A 19,828-nucleotide genomic window follows, 5' to 3' on the forward strand; every position below is an offset into this window, starting at 1 on the left:
GCTTAGATGGCCGGCGAAACCTGTGGGGCAGCCCGTGCGTGATTACCTGCTGACGCTCTGTGTCACGGCCGCAGTGACTTATCTGCTGACCGGACCGGTGCGTAAGTTCGCCATCGCGGTCGGGGCGATGCCCGCGATCCGCGCCCGCGACGTCCACCGGGAGCCGACTCCGCGGCTCGGTGGCATCGCCATGTTCGGCGGACTGTGTGCGGGGCTGATCGTCGCCGACCACCTGCACAACCTGAAGGACGTCTTCGAACTCTCCAACGAGCCGAGGGCGTTGCTCTCCGGCGCCGCCCTGATCTGGCTGATCGGCGTTCTCGACGACAAGTTCGAGATCGACGCCCTGATCAAGCTCGGCGGCCAGATGATCGCCGCCGCCGTCATGGTCATCCAGGGGCTCACGATCCTGTGGCTGCCCATCCCCGGCGTCGGCACGGTCGCCCTCACCCAGTGGCAGGGCACGCTGCTCACGGTGGCGCTGGTCGTCATCACGATCAACGCGGTCAACTTCGTCGACGGCCTGGACGGGCTCGCGGCGGGCATGGTGTGCATCGCCTCGGCGGCGTTCTTCCTGTACGCCTACCGCCTCTGGATGGGGTACGGGATCGAGGCGGCGGCCCCCGCGACGCTGTTCGCGGCGATCCTGATGGGCATGTGCCTCGGTTTCCTGCCGCACAACATGCACCCGGCGCGGATCTTCATGGGCGACTCCGGCTCGATGCTGATCGGCCTGGTGCTGGCGGCGGGCGCGATCTCGATCACCGGCCAGGTCGACCCGGACAACATGAAGATCTTCTTCGAGGGCAGCGAGCGCGGGGCCACCCACGCGATGTTCCCGGTCTTCATCCCGCTGGTGCTGCCGCTGACGATCATCGCGATCCCCGCCGCCGACCTGATCCTCGCCATCGTCCGACGCACCTGGAACGGCCAGTCGCCGTTCGCCGCCGACCGGGGCCACCTGCACCACCGGCTGCTGGAGATCGGCCATTCGCACAGCCGGGCCGTGCTGATCATGTATTTCTGGTCGGCCATCATCGCCTTCGGCGCCGTCGCCTACTCGGTGCACTCGGCCTCGACGTGGATCGTCTTCATCATCATCGCGGCGAGCGTGGTGGGCCTCGTCCTGCTGCTGATGCCGCGCTTCACCCCGCGCGCCCCGCACTGGGCCAACCGCTTCGTGCCGCCGCGCTACCGCCGCGGTGGGGCGGTGCGGGCTTCCTCCCCCTCGTACGAGGAGAACCCGGCGCCCGTGGCCTCCGGGGCCCAACAGGGCGTGCAGGGCGCTCGGATGGGCGAGGAGGACGCCGAACGGGCCCCTGTGGCGGTCGGGGTGTCCGGCGTCAACGGGGCGACCGCGATCGGCGCTCGTTCGCGCTTCCCCGAACGCCGCTCCATCGACTCCTCACGCTGACGATTCGGATGCCGTGGTGCATTACCAGACATTGCACCGCCTTGTCGTGCACACACGCGCGGGGTAACTCTCATGTGTGACAGGTGGCACACTTTCCAGGTAAAGACCTCATCAAATAGTTTGTGATACCGTTCACGAGACCCGGTGACGGAGCCGAAGGACCCTAGTGAGACGGTCCATTGGCCCAGGTCTCCGCTCTGCGGACCGGGCCTACGCTCGTCCATGACGACGCCCCATTCCTCCCCAAGACCAGTGGAGCTGCCGCCATGCAGTCCGACATGCGCGAAGTACTGCGCATCGCCGCCCCCACCGCCGCGGTGGGCGCCATCGCCACGCTTGTCGGCGGCCTGCTCGCCGGCGGCGAGGGGGCGATCGGCGCCGTGGTGGGCTGCGTGGTGGTCATCCTCTTCATGGCCCTCGGACAGCTGGCGTTGCAGTGGGTCGCCAAGTCGATGCCCCACCTGTTCCAGGGCATGGGGCTGATGGTCTACTCGGTCCAGCTCGTGCTCCTGCTCCTGCTGATCATGGGCATCAGGGACACGTCGCTCTTCGACCTCCAGGTCTTCGCCCTCACGCTGGTCGCCTCGGTGATCACATGGATCATCACGCAGACCGTGCTGCATGCCAGGAGCAAGACCCTGTACGTGGATCCGGAGGCGGAGAGCCGGAACGCCCCGGGCGGAACCGAGGACAAGCATGACCAGTAGGGCCGGGATAAAGCCCTGTTCGACATGCTGCTATCGTCCGGTCTCGGTTGCGGTACTGCGGGCGCGGACAACACGGCTGTCGCCTGATTCATCGCGAGGCTTCGGGCCCGGCCGCCGCCTCCTCACCGTAAGAATCCAGTCCGGTGCCGACCTGCGGCTGCCAGCCGCTCCGATACAACGAGGTAGCCGTATCCATGCGCCATGCAGAAGGAGCTCCTGGTGACTGCTGACGCCCAGACGCTCGCTTTCGAGGTTGACTGCCACCTGTTCCAGGGTTCGTGCGGATTCCCAGCCCCGAGCGCGTGGTCGTTCATTTTCGACCCGATCTTCAGTGTCGGTCCGGTCGACTTCAACAAGCCGATGCTGCTGGCGATCATCGGAACGATCGCCATCCTGAGCCTGTTCTGGGCCGGCTTCTCCAAGCCCAAGGTCGTTCCGGGCAAGCTGCAGATGGTCGCCGAAGCTCTCTACGACTTCGTGCACCGGGGCATTGCCAAGGAGATCATCGGCAAGAAGGGCGAGCCCTTCGTCCCGCTGCTGGTGTCGCTGTTCTTCTTCATCTGGGTGATGAACCTCTGGGCGATCATTCCGATCGCGCAGTTCCCGGTGACCTCGCTGATCGCCTACCCGATCGGACTGGCCCTCCTCGTGTGGGCCACCTACATGACGGTGACCTTCCGGAACCACGGTTTCGTCGGAGGCATCCGCAACCTGTGCGTGCCGAGCGGCCTGCCCAAGCCGATCTACGTGATCCTGACGCCGATCGAGTTCGTATCGAGCATCTTCGTGCGCCCCTTCACGCTGGCGGTCCGACTCTTCGCGAACATGTTCGCCGGTCACATCCTCATCCTGGTCTTCACGATCGCGACGTGGTACATGCTCGGCACCGTGCTCGGCACCGTGTACGCCACCGCGTCGTTCGCCGTGACCCTGGCCCTGACCGTCTTCGAGATGTTCATTCAGGCGCTCCAGGCCTACGTGTTCACCGTGCTGACCGCCACGTACTTGTCCCAGGCGCTCGAAGAAGCGCACTGAGGACACCCGGGCCACCGCCCGGACACCCCTTAGTCGTCCGGTGGACGCAATCTCCACCGGCCAATCAAGAGAAGGAATCACAGATCAATGTCTGAGACTCTCGCAGCCGTTGTGGGCAACGTCGGCACCATCGGTTACGGCCTCGCGGCGATCGGCCCCGGCGTCGGCATCGGCATCATCTTCGGTAACGGTGTGCAGGCCATCGCCCGCCAGCCCGAGGCCGCCGGCCTCATCCGCCAGAACATGCTGCTCGGCTTCGCCGTCATCGAGGCCCTGGCCCTGATCGGCTTCGTCGCGCCCTTCATCTACCCGAAGTAGTCCAGGCGACCTGACGATACGTTTTCGACGAAAGGTCCACCATGTTGCACTTGGCAGCTGAGGAGCCGCAGTCACCGCTGCTGCCGGTCTGGCCCGAGATTCTCATCGGCCTGATCTGCTTCAGCATTGTCTTCTTCGCTTTCTACAAGAAGCTCCTCCCGGCCATCAACAAGGCCCTGGACGAGCGTCGTGAGGCGATCGAAGGTGGCATCGAGAAGGCCGAAGCGGCTCAGACCGAGGCCCAGAGCGTTCTTGAGCAGTACAAGGCTCAGCTCGCCGAAGCCCGCCACGAGGCCGCCCGCCTGCGCCAGGAGGCGCAGGAGCAGGGTGCCGTCATCATCCAGGAGATGAAGGCGGAAGGTCAGCGGCAGCGCGAAGAGATCATCGCCGCCGGCCACGCCCAGATCGAGGCCGACCGCAAGGCTGCGGCTTCCGCACTCCGCCAGGACGTCGGCAAGCTCGCCACCGACCTGGCCGGCAAGCTCGTCGGTGAGTCCCTCCAGGACCACGCCCGGCAGAGCGGCACCGTCGACCGGTTCCTCGACGAGCTTGAGGCGAAGGCCGAGGCCGCCCGATGAACGGCGCGAGCCGCGAGGCACTGGCTGCCGCACGTGAGCGTCTCGACGCGCTGACCGACAACACGTCGGTCGACGCGGCGAAGCTCGCCGAGGAGCTGGCTTCGGTCACCGCACTGCTCGACCGCGAAGTATCCCTGCGCCGGGTCCTCACCGACCCGGCCCAGAGCGGCGAGAGCAAGGCCGAGCTGGCCGCCCGCCTGCTCGGCGGTCAGGTCGGCGGCGAAACCGTCGACCTGGTCTCCGGTCTCGTCCGGTCCCGCTGGTCGCAGTCGCGCGACCTGGTGGACTCGGTCGAGGAGCTGGCGAACACCGCCGACCTCACCGCCGCCCAGCGCGGCGGCGCCCTCGACGACGTCGAGGACGAGCTGTTCCGGTTCGGCCGGATCATCGGCTCCGACCAGGAGCTGCGGTCCGCGCTCACCAGCCGTACAGCCACGGCCGCCGCCAAGAGTGAGCTGCTGCGCAGCCTGCTCGGCGGCAAGGCGCAGCCGGTCACCGAGCGGATCATCGTCCGCCTGGTGACCCAGCCCCGTGGACGTAGCCTGGAAGCAGGGCTGGACTCGCTGTCCAAGCTCGCCGCGGAGCGCCGGGACCGCATGGTCGCCGTCGTCACCTCGGCGGTGCCGCTCAGCGACCGGCAGAAGCAGCGTCTCGGCGCCGCCCTGGCGAAGCTCTACGGCCGCGAGATGCACCTGAACCTCGACGTGGACCCCGCGGTCCTCGGCGGGATCTCGGTGCGCGTCGGTGACGAGATCATCAACGGCACCGTTGCGGAGCGCCTCGACGAGGCGACCCGTCGCATCGCCGGCTGACACAGCGCAGCGCAAAAGTACACGCAAGACCAGCGGCCCGGTTGGGCCGTGCAGAAACTGCAGAAGATTCCTGGGGGTCGGCCCCCAGACCCCCTTAAGAAACTTCGGGCCCAACAAGGAGAGCAGGGAACCCAGATGGCGGAGCTCACGATCCGGCCGGAGGAGATCCGGGACGCACTGGAGAACTTTGTCCAGTCGTACCAGCCGGACGCGGCCTCGCGCGAGGAGGTCGGTACGGTCAGCGTTGCCGGCGACGGCATCGCGAAGGTGGAGGGCCTGCCCTCCGCCATGGCGAACGAGCTGCTGAAGTTCGAGGACGGAACCCTCGGTCTCGCCCTCAACCTTGAGGAGCGCGAGATCGGTGCGATCGTCCTCGGCGAGTTCAGCGGCATCGAGGAGGGCCAGCCGGTGCAGCGCACCGGTGAGGTGCTCTCCGTCGGCGTGGGCGAGGGTTACCTCGGCCGTGTCGTCGACCCGCTCGGCAACCCGATCGACGGTCTCGGCGAGATCGAGACCGACAGCCGCCGCGCCCTAGAGCTGCAGGCCCCTGGCGTCATGGTCCGCAAGTCGGTGCACGAGCCCATGCAGACCGGCTACAAGGCCGTCGACGCCATGGTGCCGATCGGCCGCGGCCAGCGTCAGCTGATCATCGGCGACCGTCAGACGGGTAAGACCGCTCTGGCCGTCGACACGATCATCAACCAGCGCGACAACTGGCGCTCGGGCGACGTGAACAAGCAGGTGCGCTGCATCTACGTCGCCATCGGTCAGAAGGGTTCCACCATCGCCTCCGTGCGTGGTGCGCTCGAAGAGGCCGGTGCGCTGGAGTACACGACCATCGTCGCCGCCCCGGCGTCCGACCCGGCCGGCTTCAAGTACCTGGCGCCGTACACCGGTTCGGCCATCGGCCAGCACTGGATGTACCAGGGCAAGCACGTCCTGATCATCTTCGACGACCTCTCGAAGCAGGCCGACGCCTACCGCGCCGTGTCCCTGCTGCTGCGCCGCCCGCCGGGCCGCGAGGCCTACCCGGGTGACGTCTTCTACCTGCACTCGCGTCTGCTGGAGCGCTGCGCCAAGCTCTCCGACGAGATGGGCGCGGGTTCGATGACGGGCCTCCCGATCGTCGAGACCAAGGCGAACGACGTGTCGGCGTTCATCCCGACCAACGTCATCTCCATCACCGACGGCCAGTGCTTCCTGGAGTCCGACCTGTTCAACGCGGGTCAGCGTCCGGCGCTCAACGTCGGTATCTCGGTCTCCCGAGTCGGTGGCTCCGCCCAGCACAAGGCCATGAAGCAGGTCTCCGGCCGGCTTCGCGTGGACCTCGCCCAGTACCGCGAGCTGGAGGCGTTCGCCGCCTTCGGTTCCGACCTGGACGCGGCCTCGAAGGCCTCGCTGGAGCGCGGTAAGCGCATGGTCGAGCTGCTGAAGCAGCCGCAGTACGCCCCGTTCCCGATGGAGGAGCAGGTCGTCTCGGTCTGGGCCGGCACCACGGGCAAGATGGACGACGTCCCGGTCGAGGACATCCGTCGCTTCGAGGCTGAGCTGCTGGAGTTCCTGCGCCGTGAGCGCAAGGACCTCCTGACCAGCATCGCCGAGGGCGGCAAGATGTCCGACGACACGCTGCAGTCGGTCGCCGACGCGATCGCCGCCTTCAAGCAGCAGTTCGAGACCTCGGACGGCAAGCTCCTGGGCGAGGGCTGATCGATGGGCGCTCAGCTTCGCGTTTACAAGCGCCGCATCCAAGCCGTCACCGCGACCAAGAAGATCACCAAGGCGATGGAGATGATCGCCGCCTCGCGCATCGTCAAGGCGCAGCGCAAGGTGGCGGCATCCATGCCGTACGCGACCGAGCTCACCCGTGCGGTGACCGCGGTGGCGACCGGCTCCGACGCCAAGCACCCGCTCACCACCGAGGTCGAGGTCCCGACCCGGGCCGCGGTCCTGCTCGTCACGAGCGACCGCGGTCTGGCCGGCGGCTACTCCTCCAACGCCATCAAGGCCGCGGAGCGGCTGCGGGAGCGCCTTGCCGAAGAGGGCAAGGAGGTCGACACGTACATCGTCGGCCGCAAGGGTGTCGCGTACTACGGCTTCCGCGAGCGCAAGGTCGAGGACTCCTGGACCGGCTTCACCGACAACCCGGCGTACGCCGATGCCAAGCGCATCGCCGCCCCGTTGATCGAGGCCATCCAGAAGGACACGGCCGAGGGCGGCGTCGACGAGCTGCACATCGTCTTCACGGAATTCGTGTCGATGATGACGCAGAACGCGGTCGACAACCGGATGCTGCCGCTTTCGCTCGACGAGGTGGCCGAGGAGAGCACCCGCAAGGGTGAGATCCTTCCGCTGTTCGACTTCGAGCCGTCGGCCGAGGACGTCCTCGACGCCCTTCTGCCGCGCTACGTCGAGAGCCGCATCTACAACGCACTGCTGCAGGCGGCCGCTTCCGAGCACGCTGCCCGCCGCCGCGCGATGAAGTCGGCGACCGACAACGCCGGGGACCTCATCAAGAGCCTGTCCCGGCTTGCCAACGCGGCCCGACAGGCCGAAATCACCCAGGAAATCAGCGAGATCGTCGGCGGTGCCAGTGCTCTGGCCGACGCGACCGCGGGGAGTGACAAGTAATGACGACGACAGTTGAGACGGCCGCTGCCACGGGCCGCGTCGCCCGGGTCATCGGCCCGGTCGTCGACGTGGAGTTCCCCGTCGACGCGATGCCGGAGATCTACAACGCCCTCCACGTCGAGGTCGCCGACCCGGCCGAGGACGGCGCCCGCAAGACGCTGACCCTTGAGGTCGCCCAGCACCTGGGTGACGGCGTGGTCCGCGCGATCTCGATGCAGCCCACCGACGGCCTGGTCCGCCAGGCCCCGGTGACCGACACGGGCGCGGGTATCACCGTCCCTGTCGGTGACATCACCAAGGGCAAGGTGTTCAACACCCTCGGTCAGATCCTGAACGAGCCGGAGGCCGAGGCGCAGATCACCGAGCGCTGGCCGATCCACCGCAAGGCCCCGGCCTTCGACCAGCTTGAGTCGAAGACCGAGATGTTCGAGACCGGCCTGAAGGTCGTCGACCTGCTGACCCCGTACGTCAAGGGCGGCAAGATCGGTCTGTTCGGTGGTGCGGGCGTCGGCAAGACGGTCCTCATCCAGGAAATGATCATGCGTGTGGCGAAGCTGCACGACGGTGTGTCGGTGTTCGCCGGTGTCGGTGAGCGCACCCGTGAGGGCAACGACCTCATCGACGAGATGACCGAGTCGGGCGTTCTGGACAAGACCGCGCTCGTCTTCGGCCAGATGGACGAGCCGCCGGGCACGCGTCTGCGCGTCGCCCTGTCCGCCCTGACCATGGCGGAGTACTTCCGCGATGTGCAGAAGCAGGACGTGCTGCTCTTCATCGACAACATCTTCCGCTTCACGCAGGCCGGTTCCGAGGTCTCCACGCTGCTCGGCCGTATGCCGTCCGCGGTGGGCTACCAGCCGACCCTGGCCGACGAGATGGGTGTGCTCCAGGAGCGCATCACCTCGACGCGTGGTCACTCGATCACCTCGATGCAGGCGATCTACGTCCCCGCGGACGACCTGACCGACCCGGCCCCGGCCACCACGTTCGCCCACCTCGACGCGACGACGGTTCTCTCCCGTCCGATCTCCGAGAAGGGCATCTACCCGGCCGTGGACCCGCTGGACTCCACGTCCCGCATCCTGGACCCGCGCTACATCTCGCAGGACCACTACGCCGCGGCCAGCCGCGTCAAGGGAATCCTGCAGAAGTACAAGGACCTCCAGGACATCATCGCGATCCTCGGTATCGACGAGCTGGGCGAGGAGGACAAGCTCGTTGTCCACCGTGCCCGTCGCGTCGAGCGCTTCCTGTCTCAGAACACCCACGCCGCCAAGCAGTTCACCGGCCTGGACGGTTCGGACGTGCCGCTCGACGAGTCGATCGCCGCGTTCAACGCGATCTGCGACGGTGACTACGACCACTTCCCGGAGCAGGCGTTCTTCATGTGCGGTGGCCTGGACGACCTCAAGGCCAAGGCCAAGGAGCTCGGCGTCTCCTGAGCCCCCGGCTCACCGAGGGGGGCGGGTGTGTCCCGCCCCCCTCACCACGCCCCGTAGAATTGACCCAACACCCGGCATCGACCGCCGGGTGGTGACCCGAGGAGCCACCCTTGGCTGCTGAGCTGCATGTCGAGCTGGTCGCCGCGGACCGTAGTGTCTGGTCCGGCGAGGCCACCCTGGTCGTCGCGCGCACCACGTCCGGCGACATCGGCGTCATGCCCGGTCACCAGCCGCTTCTCGGTGTGCTGGAATCGGGCCCGGTGACGATCCGCACGAGTGAGGGCGGCACCGTCGTCGCCGCCGTGCACGGTGGATTCATCTCGTTCGCGGACGACAAACTGTCGCTGCTGGCCGAGATCGCCGAGCTGGCGGACGAGATCGATGTCGAGCGCGCCGAGCGGGCGCTGGAGCTCGCGAAGTCGGAGGCGGACGCCGCTGCCCAGCGGCGTGCGGACGTACGACTGCGCGCGGTGGCGGTGCGCTAGCACCCCGCTGACAGATGTTTTTACTCAGCCGCGGCCCGAGCTGGAGCAATCCAGCCGTGTCGCGGCTGAGGCGATGCAGGTGCAATACGTATTTCGGTATCCGTTACTCGACGATGCGAGGAGGTCGGTGGAGATGGTCCTCGCGTTGTGGGTGGGCGTGTCCGTCGTCGTACTGGTCCTGTTGGGGTTGTTCGTCTTCGGTCTGCGACGGCGGCTGATCCAGCGGTCCGGTGGGACCTTCGACTGCAGCCTGCGCTGGGATGTGTCCGAGGAGCCCGACTCCCTGGGCAAGGGCTGGGTGTACGGGGTCGCCCGCTACAGCGGTGACCGCGTCGACTGGTTCCGGGTCTTCTCCTACGCTCCTCGCCCCCGCCGGGGCCTGGAGCGTTCTGCGATCGAGGTGATCGCCCGCCGGCTGCCGGAGGGCGAGGAGGAGCTCGCGCTGCTCTCCGACTCCGTCGTGCTCGGCTGTCTCCACCGGGGGACGCGCCTGGAGCTGGCGATGAGCGAGGACGCCCTGACCGGCTTCCTGGCCTGGCTGGAGGCGGCACCGCCCGGCCAGCGGGTCAACGTCGCGTAGCGGCCGCGCACCCAGCGAGATCGAACGCGTACACAGCGAAAAACCGGGGAGACGGGGGGCGGACCCGTCTCCCCGGTGCTTTTCCGGGGTGGTGCGTGCCGTTACGGCGTGGGGATCACTCCCGCGGCTACTGGAGACCGCTGTCGATGGCGCTCACCAGTTCACCGTTGGCGGTGTCACCGGAGAACTCCCAGAAGAACGCACCTCCCAGGCCCTGGTTCTTCGCCCAGGTCATCTTGGAGCCGATGGTGGCCGGGGTGTCGTAGCTCCACCAGTTGTTGCCGCAGTGGGCGTAGGCCGTGCCGGCGATGGTGCCGGTGGCCGGGCAGGTGTTCTTGAGGACCTTGTAGTCCTCGATGCCCGCCTCGTACGTGCCCGAGGCCGCGCCGGTCGCCGTGCCGCCGGGGGCGGACTGGGTGACGCCGGTCCAGCCGCGGCCGTAGAAGCCGATGCCGAGGAGGAGTTTCTTGGCCGGGACGCCCTTCGCCTTGAGCTTGGCGATGGCCTCGGAGGAGGTGAAGCCCTCCTGCGGGATGCCGGTGTAGGGGTTCAGCGGCGAGTGCGGGGCCGTCGGGCCCTGCTTGGCCCAGGCGCCGAAGAAGTCGTACGTCATCACGTTGTACCAGTCGAAGGACTGGGCGGCGCCCGCGTAGTCGGTGGCGTCGATCTTGCCGCCGGCCGAGGCGTCCGCGGTGATGGCGGCGGTGACCAGGTTGTCGGAGCCGAACTTCGCCCGCGTGGCGGAGGCCAGCTTCTTCAGTGCGTCCGGGCCGCTGGTGTCACAGGTCAGGCCGCAGGCGTTGGGGTACTCCCAGTCCAGGTCGATGCCGTCGAAGACATCGGCCCAGCGGGGGTCCTCGACCAGGTCGTAGCAGGACTGGGCGAAGGCGGCGGGGTTCTGCGCGGCCTGGGGGAAGCCGCCGGACCAGGTCCAGCCGCCGAAGGACCAGAGGACCTTGATGTGCGGGTACTCGGCCTTCAGCTTGCGCAGCTGGTTGAAGTTGCCGCGCAGCGGCTGGTCCCAGGTGTCGGCGACGCCGTCCACGGACTGGGCGGCGGTGTACGCCTTGTCGTAGTCGGCGTACGCGTCACCGATGGTGCACTTGCCGTTCTGCACGTTGCCGAAGGCGTAGTTGATGTGCGTGATCTTCGCGGCGGAGCCGGACGTCACCAGGTTCTTGACGTGGTAGTTGCGTCCGTAGACGCCCCAGTTGGTGAAGTATCCCAGGTTGATCTTGTCGCCGACGGGCGGCTCGCCGCCTCCGCCGGTGGTGCGCACGGAGACGGAGCCGGAGACCGGGCCGGTCTGGTCGGCGGTGTCCCGGGCCTGCACGGCGTAGGAGTAGTCGGTGCCCGCGGTCAGGCCGGTGTTGGTGTAGGTGGTGCCGGTGACCGTGGCGACCTTCGCCCCGTCGCGCAGCACGTCGTAGTTCTTGACGCCGTTGTCGTCGGTGGCCGCGCTCCAGCTGAGCTTCACCGAGGTGTCCGTGACATCGCTGGTGGTCGGGGTGCCCGGGGCGGAGGGCGGGTTGTCGCCCGGGACGGTGCCGCCGTCACAGGAGGCGCCGTTCAGCTTGCAGCCCGAGGGGGAGCCGGAGCCGGTGCCGTTGAAGCCGAAGCTGACGCTGGCGCCGGGGGCGATGGTCCCGTTCCAGGAGAGGTTCTTGGCGGTCCAGTGGTTGCCGCTGCTGGTGACGGCGGCGTCCCAGGCGGAACCGACCGCGGTGCCCGAGGGGAAGTCCCACTCGATCGTCCAGGAGGAGAGCGCGGTGGTGCCGGTGTTCTTCACCGTCCACTGGCCCTCGAAGCCGCTGCCCCAGTCCGATTTCTTGGTGTATGTGGCAGTGGCCGACGCGGCTGCCGAGGCGGGGGAGGCGAGACCCACCATCGCGGCCAGCGGGACGACGAGCGCGGTCAGGCCCGCCACGACCTTGGATCTTCCGCTCCGGGTGGGTATCCATCGGAATCTGGAACGGCGTTGGGGGGATTCAGTGCTCAACGGTGCTCCTCGGGTGAGGTCCAACAAACGGGGGTAATTCGTGGACTGCAAACCCTGCGCCGCCCTGAGTACGTAGTGTTCCCGTACTCACCGCAGTGTGTTTCGGTGACAGTAGGAAGGTCTGGACCAATCGTCAAGAGGTCCAGACCTTAGATGGGGGAACGAGGCCCGGAAGCGGGTCAGATCCCCAACTCCTGTGCCAGGACGGCCGCCTGGACCCGGCTGCGCAGCTCCAGCTTCCCGAGCAGCCTGCTGACGTGGGTCTTCACCGTGGCCTCCGCCATCGACAGCCGCAGCGCGATCTCCGCGTTGGACAGGCCCTCGCCCAGACACCCCAGCACCTCGCGCTCCCGCCGGGTCAGTGCGTCCAGCACCGCCGGATCGGCCGCCTCCCTCGCACGTACGGGTGTGGCTCCGGCGAACTCCGCGATCAGCCGACGGGTCACGGCCGGGGCGATCAGGCCCTCGCCGCGCGCCACCGTCCGTACCGCCTCCAGCAGATCGCGGGCGTCGGTGTTCTTCAGCAGGAAGCCCGAGGCCCCGGCCCGCAGCGCCCCGAACACGTACGCGTCGAGGTCGAACGTGGTCAGGACGAGAACGTCCGCCAGCTCCTCCGCAACCACCTGCCGGGTCGCCGACACCCCGTCCAGCCGGGGCATCTGCACATCCATCAGGACGAGATCCGGGCGGAGTTCACGCGCCAGGCGCACCGCGGCCTCGCCGTCTCCCGCCTCCCCGACGACCTCGATGTCCGGCGCGCTGGAGAGGATCAGCACCAGCCCCGCGCGCACCGCCGACTGGTCCTCCGCGACCAGTACCCGGATCGTCATTCCCGCATCTTCCTTTCCCATACGGGCAGTTCGGCCCGCACCCGCCAGATCTTGGTGCCGTCGGCGGCCGGCCCGGGCCCCGCCTCGATTGTCCCGCCGAGCAACGCCACCCGCTCCCGCATGCCCACGAGCCCGGCCCCGGACCCTGGCGCCGTGGGACCGGGGCGCTCCCCGAACACACTGGTCACCTCGACCGTCAGCAGCTCCCCGGTCCGGCCTAGGCGCACCACCACCGGGCCCGGCGCCGCGTGCTTGAGGGCGTTCGTCAGGGACTCCTGAACGATCCGGTACGCGGCCAGCTCCACCGGCGTCGGCAGCGGGTCGGAGCCCGTCGCCCGGGTGTCCTCCAGGGTGCAGGTCAGCCCGCTGGACGCGGCGTTGGTGTTCGCCTGCTCGACCAGTGCGTCCAGTGCGGCGAGCGTCGGCGCGGCGGCTGGGGCATCGCCCTCGCCGCCCTCGCGCAGCAGCCCGATCAGCCGCCGCATCTCCGCGAGCCCCTCCACGCTGTTCTCCCGGATCACCCCGAGGGCCCGCCGCGAGGTCTCCGGGTCGTCGATGGACAGGGCCGCCGTGGAGTGGATCGCCACGGCGGAGAGGTGGTTGGCCACCATGTCGTGCAGCTCCCGGGCCATCCGGGCCCGCTCGGCGACCACCGCCTGTGTCCGGTCCAGCTCCGCCAGCCGCGCGGTCTGGTCGGCGGCCAGCCGGGCGGCCTCGGCGGCGGCGCGGTGGTTGCGCACGCTGACCCCGGTGATCGCCGGGACGAAGGTGACCAGTCCCGTGACGACACCGATCAGCAGCGCCTCGGGCCTGCGGAACCACGCCAGGAAACCGATCGTGGACGCGACGGTGACCAGGAGCGTGGCCACCGGGAGGCGGCGGGCCGCGGCCGGGGTCCCATACAGCACGGCCGCGTACATCACGTCCGTGAACATCAGGACGGTCGCCAGACTGCCCCGGGTGAACTGGTCCGCGATCAGCGCGAGCGCGCCGAAGGCCAGCGCCGTGCGCGGGGCGCTGCGGCGCAGCAGCTCCATCGCGGCCATCACGGTCAGCGGTACGAGGGTGATCCAGGGTGCGGAGAAGGGGCGGCCGCCCTGGGTGTGCAGGCCGAGCCGCCACAGGAGCAGCCCCCCGAGCAGCCCGCAGGCGGCAAGGAGCACATCGTCGCGGTGGGGGCGGATCGAGGTGAGCACCTCTCCATCCAACACGCCGCGCGGACGCCCGGCCTCCCTTCGCGGACCGATGCGCGACTACATCGAAGGATGCAGTCCCGTTTCGTCACTGCCGACGACGATTCCCCGCCCCGCGGACGGGAGGCTGGAGGGGAACGGGAGGAGAGACGCTGTGATCGCCATTCTGGTCGTGGCCTGCGAGGTCGCTTTCTGGGTGCTGCTGGCCGCGGGGCTCGCACTGCGCTACGTCGCGAGGAAACCGAGGCTCGGAGCCGCCGTGCTGCTGTGCGAGCCGCTGCTGGAGGTCCTGCTGCTGGTGGTGACGGCGATCGACCTGAAGAACGGGGCCGAGCCCGACTGGAAGCACGGGCTGGCCGCCGTCTACATCGGCTTCACCGTGGGCCTCGGCCACCACACCATCAAGTGGGTGGACGCCCGTGTCGCCCACCGCTGGTTCGGCGGCCCGCCGCCGGTGAAGCCGCCGAAGTACGGCACGGCCCGCGCCGTCCACGAGTGGCGCGCCGCCGCCCGCTGGATCCTCGCCGCGACCGTCGCGCTCGGGCTGCTCCAGGCGGCGGTCTGGTACGTCGGCTCCGGCGGGGAGACCAGCTCGCTGCGGATGTGGCAGCAGAAGATGGGCTGGGTGATCGGCATCAACCTGATCATCGCCGGGAGTTACACGCTGTTCCCGAAGCAGGCCCCGAAGGGCTACGAAGACGCCGCCGTCGAGCGGGAACCGGCCGAGAAGTAGGCGGGCCCCCGCCCGGGAAGCGTCAGCGCTCGCCGCCCGGCACCCACAGCACGTCCCCGACCTCCTTGTTCGCGCTCCGCGCCAGAATGAACAGGAGGTCGGAGAGGCGGTTGAGATACGTGGCGGTCAGGGCGTTCATCGACTCACCGTGCACCTCCAGCGCCGCCCAGGTGGACCGCTCGGCCCGCCGGACCACCGTGCACGCCTGGTGGAGCAGTGCGGCCCCCGGCGTACCCCCGGGAAGGATGAAGCTGCGCAGCTTCTCCAGCTCCTCCAGGAAGCGGTCGCAGTCCGCCTCCAGCTTGTCGATGTAGGACTGCTCGACCCGCAGCGGCGGATACTTCGGGTCCTCGACCACCGGGGTGGACAGGTCGGCGCCCACGTCGAACAGGTCGTTCTGGACCCGTACGAGGACCTTGACCACGTCCTCGTGCAGCTGCCCCAGCGCGATGGCGGTCCCGATCACCGCGTTGGCCTCGTTGGCGTCCGCGTACGCCGAGATCCGCAGATCGGTCTTGGCTGTGCGGCTCATGTCGCCGAGGGCGGTGGTACCCCGGTCGCCGGTCCGGGTGTAGATGCGCGTCAGATTGACCATGGGGTCAGCGTAGTGACGCCGAACCCCCAACTGCGCACGGCGTGGAGCCGAATGACGCGTCCCGGTGTGATGTCCGTCATTCGAGACGTGACGCGCATCTCTTCGCGGCCCCAGCGCGCCCGACGGGTACTAACCTCCGCCGGAGAGCATGTGAACCGCCGTGAACAAATGCCGCACAGGCGAACAGAAACCAAGGGGTGCGAACGTGGCCAGGAAGCTCGCCGTCATCGGGGCCGGACTCATGGGGTCCGGGATCGCGCAGGTCTCCGCCCAGGCGGGCTGGGACGTCGTGCTGCGGGACGTCACCGACGCCGCGCTGACGCGTGGCCGCGACGGCATCGAGGCCTCGTACGACAAGTTCGTCGCCAAGGGCAAGCTGGAGGCCGCCGACGCCGAGGCAGCGCTCGCCCGCATCACCACGACCACCGACCTCGACGCCGTCGCGGACGCGGACGTCGTCGTGGAGGCCGTCTTCGAGAAGCTGGAGGTCAAGCACGAGATCTTCCGCTCCCTGGACAAGGTCGTCGGCGAGCACACCGTCCTCGCCTCCAACACCTCCGCCATCCCGATCACCAAGATCGCGGCCGTGACGGAGCGTCCGGAGCGCGTCGTCGGCGTGCACTTCTTCTCGCCGGTCCCGATGATGCAGCTCTGCGAGCTGGTACGCGGCTACAAGACCAGCGACGAAACCCTCGCCACCGCACGGGAGTTCGCCGAGTCCGTCGGCAAGACCTGCATCGTCGTCAACCGCGACGTGGCGGGCTTCGTCACCACCCGGCTCATCTCGGCGCTCGTCGTCGAGGCGGCCAAGCTGTACGAGTCGGGCGTCGCCTCGGCCGAGGACATCGACATCGCCTGCAAGCTGGGCTTCGGCCACGCCATGGGCCCGCTCGCCACGGCCGACCTCACCGGCGTCGACATCCTGCTGCACGCCACCGGCAACATCTACACCGAGTCCCAGGACGAGAAGTTCGCCGCCCCGGAGCTGATGCGCCGGATGGTCGACGCAGGTGACATCGGGCGCAAGAGCGGGCAGGGCTTCTACACGTACTGACCGCGAACCGCGCTCCCCGGCCCGTCGGCCCGCCGCCGTCAGGGCCGGGGGAGCCGAGGAAGCCGGGGAGTGTACCCGGCAGCGACCGGTCTCCGGCGAACCGGCTTCACTCCACCGAGTGAATTCGGTATCGGTTCGCTTACAGACGGCAACTTCCCTGTCGCCGGGGCAGTCAGTTGTGACAGAGACAGAAGCACAGGCAGAAGAAAAGACAGACGGACCTTCTACGGAGCATGACCGGGGAGCGCATATGCACATCAGGGGCGACCACGCCGAGCTGGTCGTCGGGGGCCGCCTCGACGTCCGAAGCGCGGCGGACGCCCGTACGGTCCTGCACACGGCCGTCGACGACGGAGCTGGCGACCTCGTGCTGGACCTGACCGAGCTGGACTCCTGGGACGCCACCGGACTCGGCGTCATCATGGGGGCCCACCGCCGGGCCGGACGGGCCGGACGCCGCCTCGTGCTGCGCGGTGTGCCGCCGCAGATGCAGCGCCTCCTGGTGGCCACCCGGCTGCACCGCATCCTGGCCATCGAGGGCGGGATCGCCGCCGACTCGCTGCCGCGCGTCTAAGAGGGCGTCCTGCTGCCCCCGCCGGTCCCGCCGAGTGAACGGACGGACGGAATCCGGCGGCAGAAGTCGCGCAATCCTCACCGGAACGTGACGTCCTGGGCGGCGCGGCACCCCGCCCCTTCGTAGATACTGTGCAAGGTCTAATGTTCGGCCGTCCGCCGAATGAAACCGAAACCCAAGTGGTGGACACCGGACCGGAAGCGACAGCGGGGCGTGTGAGGCCGGGAGGGGCAACCGCGCACGACGCGTCTGGGGGACTTTGCGATGGACCCGACACACCGGGCACCCGAGGAACACGGGCAGGGGCACGACCGTCCCGGCGGCGAGCCGGACCACCGGCGGCCGTCCCGCGACGCCGCCGCCGACTTCGGGCAGCAGACACCGCAGCAGGTCCGTGTCGTCCGGCTGACCGCCGGTGATCTGCTCGTCACGGTCAACCCCGTCGACGGCAGCGAGGTCGAGGCCTGCCCGCCCGGCTCGGAGCCCGCCGCCCCCGTCCGCCGCACCCCCGCCGAGCGCGCCGACCACGAGCGCGCGGGCGCACCCCCCGTCCCCCCGGGCCCGCCCGCCCCGCAGCCGCCCCTGCTGGAGCGCCAGGAGGAGCGCGAGCGCCTGGTCGGGCTGCTGGCGCGCGGCCGCAGCGTACGCCTGACCGGCCAGGCCGGATCGGGCCGCACCGCCCTGCTGGACGTCGTCGCCGCCGACTGCGCCGACCTCGCCCCCGACGGCGTCGTACGCCTCAGCGGCCGCGGGCGCACCGCCACCGACCTGCTGTACGCCCTCTTCGACACGGTCTACCAGGCCCCGCTGCACCGCCCCGACCGCGAGGAACTGCTCACGTTCGTGCGGGGCATCGGCGCGGTCGTCACCGTCGACGACCTGGAGATAGCCGGGGCGGCCCTGGACGAACTGCTCGGCGCCACCCCCGAGTGCGCCTTCCTGTTCGCCGCCACCCCCGAGGCCGCCACCCCCGGTGTGGAGGGCCACGTGGAGGAGGTCCTCCTCGCGGGCCTCGGCCGCGGCGCCTCGCTGGAGCTGCTGGAGCAGGTCGTCGAGCGCCCCCTCACCGAGGACGAGCGGAACTGGGCGGGCGACCTCTGGTTCGAGTCCGAAGGGCTGCCGCTGCGCTTCGTCCAGGCGGGGTCCCTGCTCCGCCAGGGCGACCAGCTGCGCGTCGACCCCACGGCCTTCGACGAGTACGACTACTTCGAGCCACGCCCGGACGACGCGCCTCCGGCCCCCGAAGCACCCACCGCCGAAGCTCTGGACGTCCCCCTGCCGAGCCTCGGCGAGGGCGCCGCGCCCGCCGTGCTGCTGGCCTCCCGGCTCAGCGAGGCCGCCCGCGAGACCCTGCGCTTCGCCGTCGCCCTCGGCGGCGAGGTGCCCCACCAGGCCCACCTGCCGGCCCTCGTGGGCGACACCCACGCGGACGCCGCACTCGGTGAACTCGCGGGCTGCGGCCTGCTCTCCCCGGCCGGACCGCGCTACCGCCTCGCCGCCGGAGTGCTCGCCCAGCTGGAGGCCGGCGGCTACGCGGACGAGGCCGCCGCCCACGCCCGTACCGCCGCCCAGCACTACGCCTGGTGGACCTCGCACCCCTCGGTCACCCCGCAGCGCGCGGTCGCCGAGTCCGACGCGATCGTCGCCTCCCTGGCCCGGCTGGTCCCCGGCGACGAGGCGGGCGCGGCCAGCGCCGCCGTCCTGCTCGCCCGCAGCGCCGCCCCGGCCTTCGCCGCGGGCCTGGGCTGGGGAGCCTGGGAACGGGCCCTCAGGATCGGCCAGGAGGCCGCCAGGAGCGCCGGTGAGGTCGCCGAGGAGGCCTACTTCCACCACGAGTTGGGCGTCCTCGCGCTCTGCACCGGCAACCCGGACCGGGCCCGGACCGAGCTGGAGACCTCGATCGGTATGCGCGGCGCGCTCGCCGACAAGTCCGGGGCCGTCGCCGGACGCCGTGCGCTCGCCCTGGTCGCGGACCGCTCCGGTGACTTCACCCCCCTCGGCCGCACCCCCTCGGGCGACGAGGTGCCCGTCGTACGCCGGGACGGCCCGGGCACGCCGCCCGGCGGGTTCCCGGGCCCGCCGGTGTTCGCCCGGCCGGACCGGCAGGACGGCCCGGACTCGATGCCGGACCCGACCCTGATCTCCTTGCTGCCGCCGGGCCCCGCCCCGTACAAGAACGGCGCCCGCGCGCTCCTGGGCGGGGCCCGGCGCAACCTCGCCGCGGCGGGCGCGGGCGCGCTGCTGATCGCCGTGCTCGGCACCGTCGTCACCCTCGGCGTCACCACGGGCAGCGAGGAACCGGGCAGCCGCAACGTCACCACCGAGCAGTCGGCCTCCGAGGACGGCACCGACGACGACACGCCCGCCGACGAGCCGCAGGACGGCTCCACACCGGGGCGGGAGACGACCGGCGGCGCGGCCCCGACGACCCCGGGCGCCTCGGGCCCGGCCACCCCCAGTACCTCCGGTACGCCGTCCCCGAGCGCCTCCACGAGCACCGGCACCACCCCGACGGACGGGCCGACGGGCAGTGAGAGCAGCAGCCCGTCCGACGACCCGTCGCCCAGCGGGAAGCCGACCACGCCCACGCCCACGGAGAGCGAGAGCGAGGGCGCGAGCCCCTCGCCGTCGGAGTCGGACGGTGAGGACCCGGACCCGTCGCCCACACCGTCCACGACGGACCCCTCGGAGTCGGAGGGCTCCTCCTCCGCGAGCGGCCCCGTGGAGTCGGCGAGCGCCCCGGAGCCGCCCTCGGCCACCGACGCGACGGCCTGAGCGCTTCAGGACGTAGTCAAGGCTCCGGAACGTACGTCAAGGCTCCCGGACATACGCGAAAGCCGGGCCGTCCGCG

General features: G+C 69.7%; 19 protein-coding genes. 15 read left to right on the forward strand and 4 right to left on the reverse strand.

The window, feature by feature from the left end; translation table 11 throughout:
- Positions 1-22 precede the first annotated feature (22 nt).
- The 11 genes from RI138_RS23815 (at position 23) to RI138_RS23865 (ending at position 9,999) form a co-directional block, all read left to right on the forward strand.
- On the forward strand, positions 23-1,414 hold the full coding sequence (locus tag RI138_RS23815) for an MraY family glycosyltransferase (RefSeq protein ID WP_311121546.1): 1,392 nt from the start codon (positions 23-25) through the stop codon (positions 1,412-1,414).
- Between the two features lie 266 nt (positions 1,415-1,680).
- Entirely contained in the window at positions 1,681-2,121 is a 441-nt protein-coding gene (locus RI138_RS23820; RefSeq protein ID WP_311121547.1) for a hypothetical protein, read from the forward strand.
- A gap of 201 nt (positions 2,122-2,322) precedes the next feature.
- Positions 2,323-3,156, forward strand: coding sequence for a F0F1 ATP synthase subunit A (atpB, locus tag RI138_RS23825; protein WP_311121548.1), 834 nt, complete (start codon positions 2,323-2,325; stop codon positions 3,154-3,156).
- An 87-nt stretch (positions 3,157-3,243) separates the two neighbouring features.
- Positions 3,244-3,474, forward strand: coding sequence for an ATP synthase F0 subunit C (gene atpE / locus RI138_RS23830; protein ID WP_006127588.1), 231 nt, complete (start codon positions 3,244-3,246; stop codon positions 3,472-3,474).
- 41 nt (positions 3,475-3,515) lie between these two features.
- Positions 3,516-4,052, forward strand: coding sequence for a F0F1 ATP synthase subunit B (locus RI138_RS23835; RefSeq protein WP_096626835.1), 537 nt, complete (start codon positions 3,516-3,518; stop codon positions 4,050-4,052).
- On the forward strand, positions 4,049-4,864 hold the full coding sequence (locus RI138_RS23840) for a F0F1 ATP synthase subunit delta (RefSeq protein WP_096626834.1): 816 nt from the start codon (positions 4,049-4,051) through the stop codon (positions 4,862-4,864). Before RI138_RS23835 ends, RI138_RS23840 begins: the two co-directional genes overlap by 4 nt.
- 135 nt (positions 4,865-4,999) lie before the next feature.
- A complete protein-coding gene (gene atpA / locus RI138_RS23845; RefSeq protein WP_096626833.1) occupies positions 5,000-6,571 on the forward strand; it encodes a F0F1 ATP synthase subunit alpha in 1,572 nt (523 codons plus the stop codon).
- 3 nt (positions 6,572-6,574) lie between these two features.
- A complete protein-coding gene (locus RI138_RS23850; RefSeq protein WP_096626832.1) occupies positions 6,575-7,492 on the forward strand; it encodes a F0F1 ATP synthase subunit gamma in 918 nt (305 codons plus the stop codon).
- Positions 7,492-8,934: a F0F1 ATP synthase subunit beta gene (gene atpD / locus RI138_RS23855; RefSeq protein ID WP_096626831.1), complete on the forward strand. Its 1,443-nt coding sequence runs from the start codon at positions 7,492-7,494 to the stop codon at positions 8,932-8,934. Before RI138_RS23850 ends, atpD begins: the two co-directional genes overlap by 1 nt.
- A 110-nt stretch (positions 8,935-9,044) precedes the next feature.
- Positions 9,045-9,419: a F0F1 ATP synthase subunit epsilon gene (locus tag RI138_RS23860; RefSeq protein WP_096626830.1), complete on the forward strand. Its 375-nt coding sequence runs from the start codon at positions 9,045-9,047 to the stop codon at positions 9,417-9,419.
- Positions 9,420-9,552: 133 nt separating this feature from the next.
- Positions 9,553-9,999: a DUF2550 domain-containing protein gene (locus tag RI138_RS23865; protein ID WP_311122994.1), complete on the forward strand. Its 447-nt coding sequence runs from the start codon at positions 9,553-9,555 to the stop codon at positions 9,997-9,999.
- 127 nt (positions 10,000-10,126) lie between these two features.
- On the opposite strand, the gene RI138_RS23870 is transcribed toward RI138_RS23865, so the two are convergent.
- The 3 genes from RI138_RS23870 to RI138_RS23880 all read right to left on the reverse strand — a co-directional run bounded on the left by RI138_RS23870 (position 10,127) and on the right by RI138_RS23880 (position 14,024).
- Positions 10,127-11,998: a glycoside hydrolase family 18 chitinase gene (locus RI138_RS23870; RefSeq protein ID WP_311121549.1), complete on the reverse strand. Its 1,872-nt coding sequence runs from the start codon at positions 11,996-11,998 to the stop codon at positions 10,127-10,129.
- Between the two features lie 179 nt (positions 11,999-12,177).
- Positions 12,178-12,828 carry a response regulator transcription factor gene (locus tag RI138_RS23875; RefSeq protein WP_311121550.1) on the reverse strand — a complete coding sequence of 217 codons (651 nt, stop codon included), beginning with the start codon at positions 12,826-12,828 and terminating at the stop codon, positions 12,178-12,180.
- On the reverse strand, positions 12,825-14,024 hold the full coding sequence (locus RI138_RS23880; RefSeq protein ID WP_311121551.1) for a sensor histidine kinase: 1,200 nt from the start codon (positions 14,022-14,024) through the stop codon (positions 12,825-12,827). Before RI138_RS23880 ends, RI138_RS23875 begins: the two co-directional genes overlap by 4 nt.
- Before the next feature lie 151 nt (positions 14,025-14,175).
- On the opposite strand from RI138_RS23880, the gene RI138_RS23885 reads away from it, so the two are divergent.
- The gene (locus RI138_RS23885; protein ID WP_311121552.1) at positions 14,176-14,754 is read left to right on the forward strand and encodes a hypothetical protein; all 579 of its coding nucleotides are present in this window, start codon (positions 14,176-14,178) and stop codon (positions 14,752-14,754) included.
- A 22-nt stretch (positions 14,755-14,776) separates the two neighbouring features.
- On the opposite strand, the gene RI138_RS23890 is transcribed toward RI138_RS23885, so the two are convergent.
- Entirely contained in the window at positions 14,777-15,349 is a 573-nt protein-coding gene (locus tag RI138_RS23890; RefSeq protein ID WP_311121553.1) for a cob(I)yrinic acid a,c-diamide adenosyltransferase, read from the reverse strand.
- 205 nt (positions 15,350-15,554) lie between these two features.
- On the opposite strand from RI138_RS23890, the gene RI138_RS23895 reads away from it, so the two are divergent.
- From RI138_RS23895 to RI138_RS23905, 3 genes are all read left to right on the forward strand, one after another.
- On the forward strand, positions 15,555-16,403 hold the full coding sequence (locus RI138_RS23895) for a 3-hydroxyacyl-CoA dehydrogenase family protein (protein ID WP_311121554.1): 849 nt from the start codon (positions 15,555-15,557) through the stop codon (positions 16,401-16,403).
- A 250-nt stretch (positions 16,404-16,653) separates the two neighbouring features.
- Positions 16,654-16,977, forward strand: a complete 324-nt coding sequence (locus tag RI138_RS23900; protein WP_096626823.1) for an STAS domain-containing protein — start codon at positions 16,654-16,656, stop codon at positions 16,975-16,977.
- Between the two features lie 264 nt (positions 16,978-17,241).
- Entirely contained in the window at positions 17,242-19,752 is a 2,511-nt protein-coding gene (locus RI138_RS23905; protein WP_311121555.1) for a tetratricopeptide repeat protein, read from the forward strand.
- Positions 19,753-19,828: the final 76 nt, after the last annotated feature.

Source organism: Streptomyces durocortorensis, assembly GCF_031760065.1.
Classification (GTDB): Bacteria; Actinomycetota; Actinomycetes; order Streptomycetales; family Streptomycetaceae; genus Streptomyces.

Bases quoted from the DNA above. Each gene is read 5' to 3' on its own strand.
- RI138_RS23900 (WP_096626823.1), top strand. From the start codon at position 16,654: ATGCACATCAGGGGCGACCACGCCGAGCTGGTCGTCGGGGGCCGCCTC.
- atpD (WP_096626831.1), top strand. From the start codon at position 7,492: ATGACGACGACAGTTGAGACGGCCGCTGCCACGGGCCGCGTCGCCCGG.
- RI138_RS23820 (WP_311121547.1), top strand. From the start codon at position 1,681: ATGCAGTCCGACATGCGCGAAGTACTGCGCATCGCCGCCCCCACCGCC.
- RI138_RS23865 (WP_311122994.1), top strand. From the start codon at position 9,553: ATGGTCCTCGCGTTGTGGGTGGGCGTGTCCGTCGTCGTACTGGTCCTG.
- RI138_RS23840 (WP_096626834.1), top strand. From the start codon at position 4,049: ATGAACGGCGCGAGCCGCGAGGCACTGGCTGCCGCACGTGAGCGTCTC.
- atpE (WP_006127588.1), top strand. From the start codon at position 3,244: ATGTCTGAGACTCTCGCAGCCGTTGTGGGCAACGTCGGCACCATCGGT.
- RI138_RS23850 (WP_096626832.1), top strand. From the start codon at position 6,575: ATGGGCGCTCAGCTTCGCGTTTACAAGCGCCGCATCCAAGCCGTCACC.
- RI138_RS23890 (WP_311121553.1), bottom strand. From the start codon at position 15,349: ATGGTCAATCTGACGCGCATCTACACCCGGACCGGCGACCGGGGTACC.
- atpB (WP_311121548.1), top strand. From the start codon at position 2,323: ATGCAGAAGGAGCTCCTGGTGACTGCTGACGCCCAGACGCTCGCTTTC.
- atpA (WP_096626833.1), top strand. From the start codon at position 5,000: ATGGCGGAGCTCACGATCCGGCCGGAGGAGATCCGGGACGCACTGGAG.
- RI138_RS23835 (WP_096626835.1), top strand. From the start codon at position 3,516: ATGTTGCACTTGGCAGCTGAGGAGCCGCAGTCACCGCTGCTGCCGGTC.
- RI138_RS23875 (WP_311121550.1), bottom strand. From the start codon at position 12,828: ATGACGATCCGGGTACTGGTCGCGGAGGACCAGTCGGCGGTGCGCGCG.
- RI138_RS23905 (WP_311121555.1), top strand. From the start codon at position 17,242: ATGGACCCGACACACCGGGCACCCGAGGAACACGGGCAGGGGCACGAC.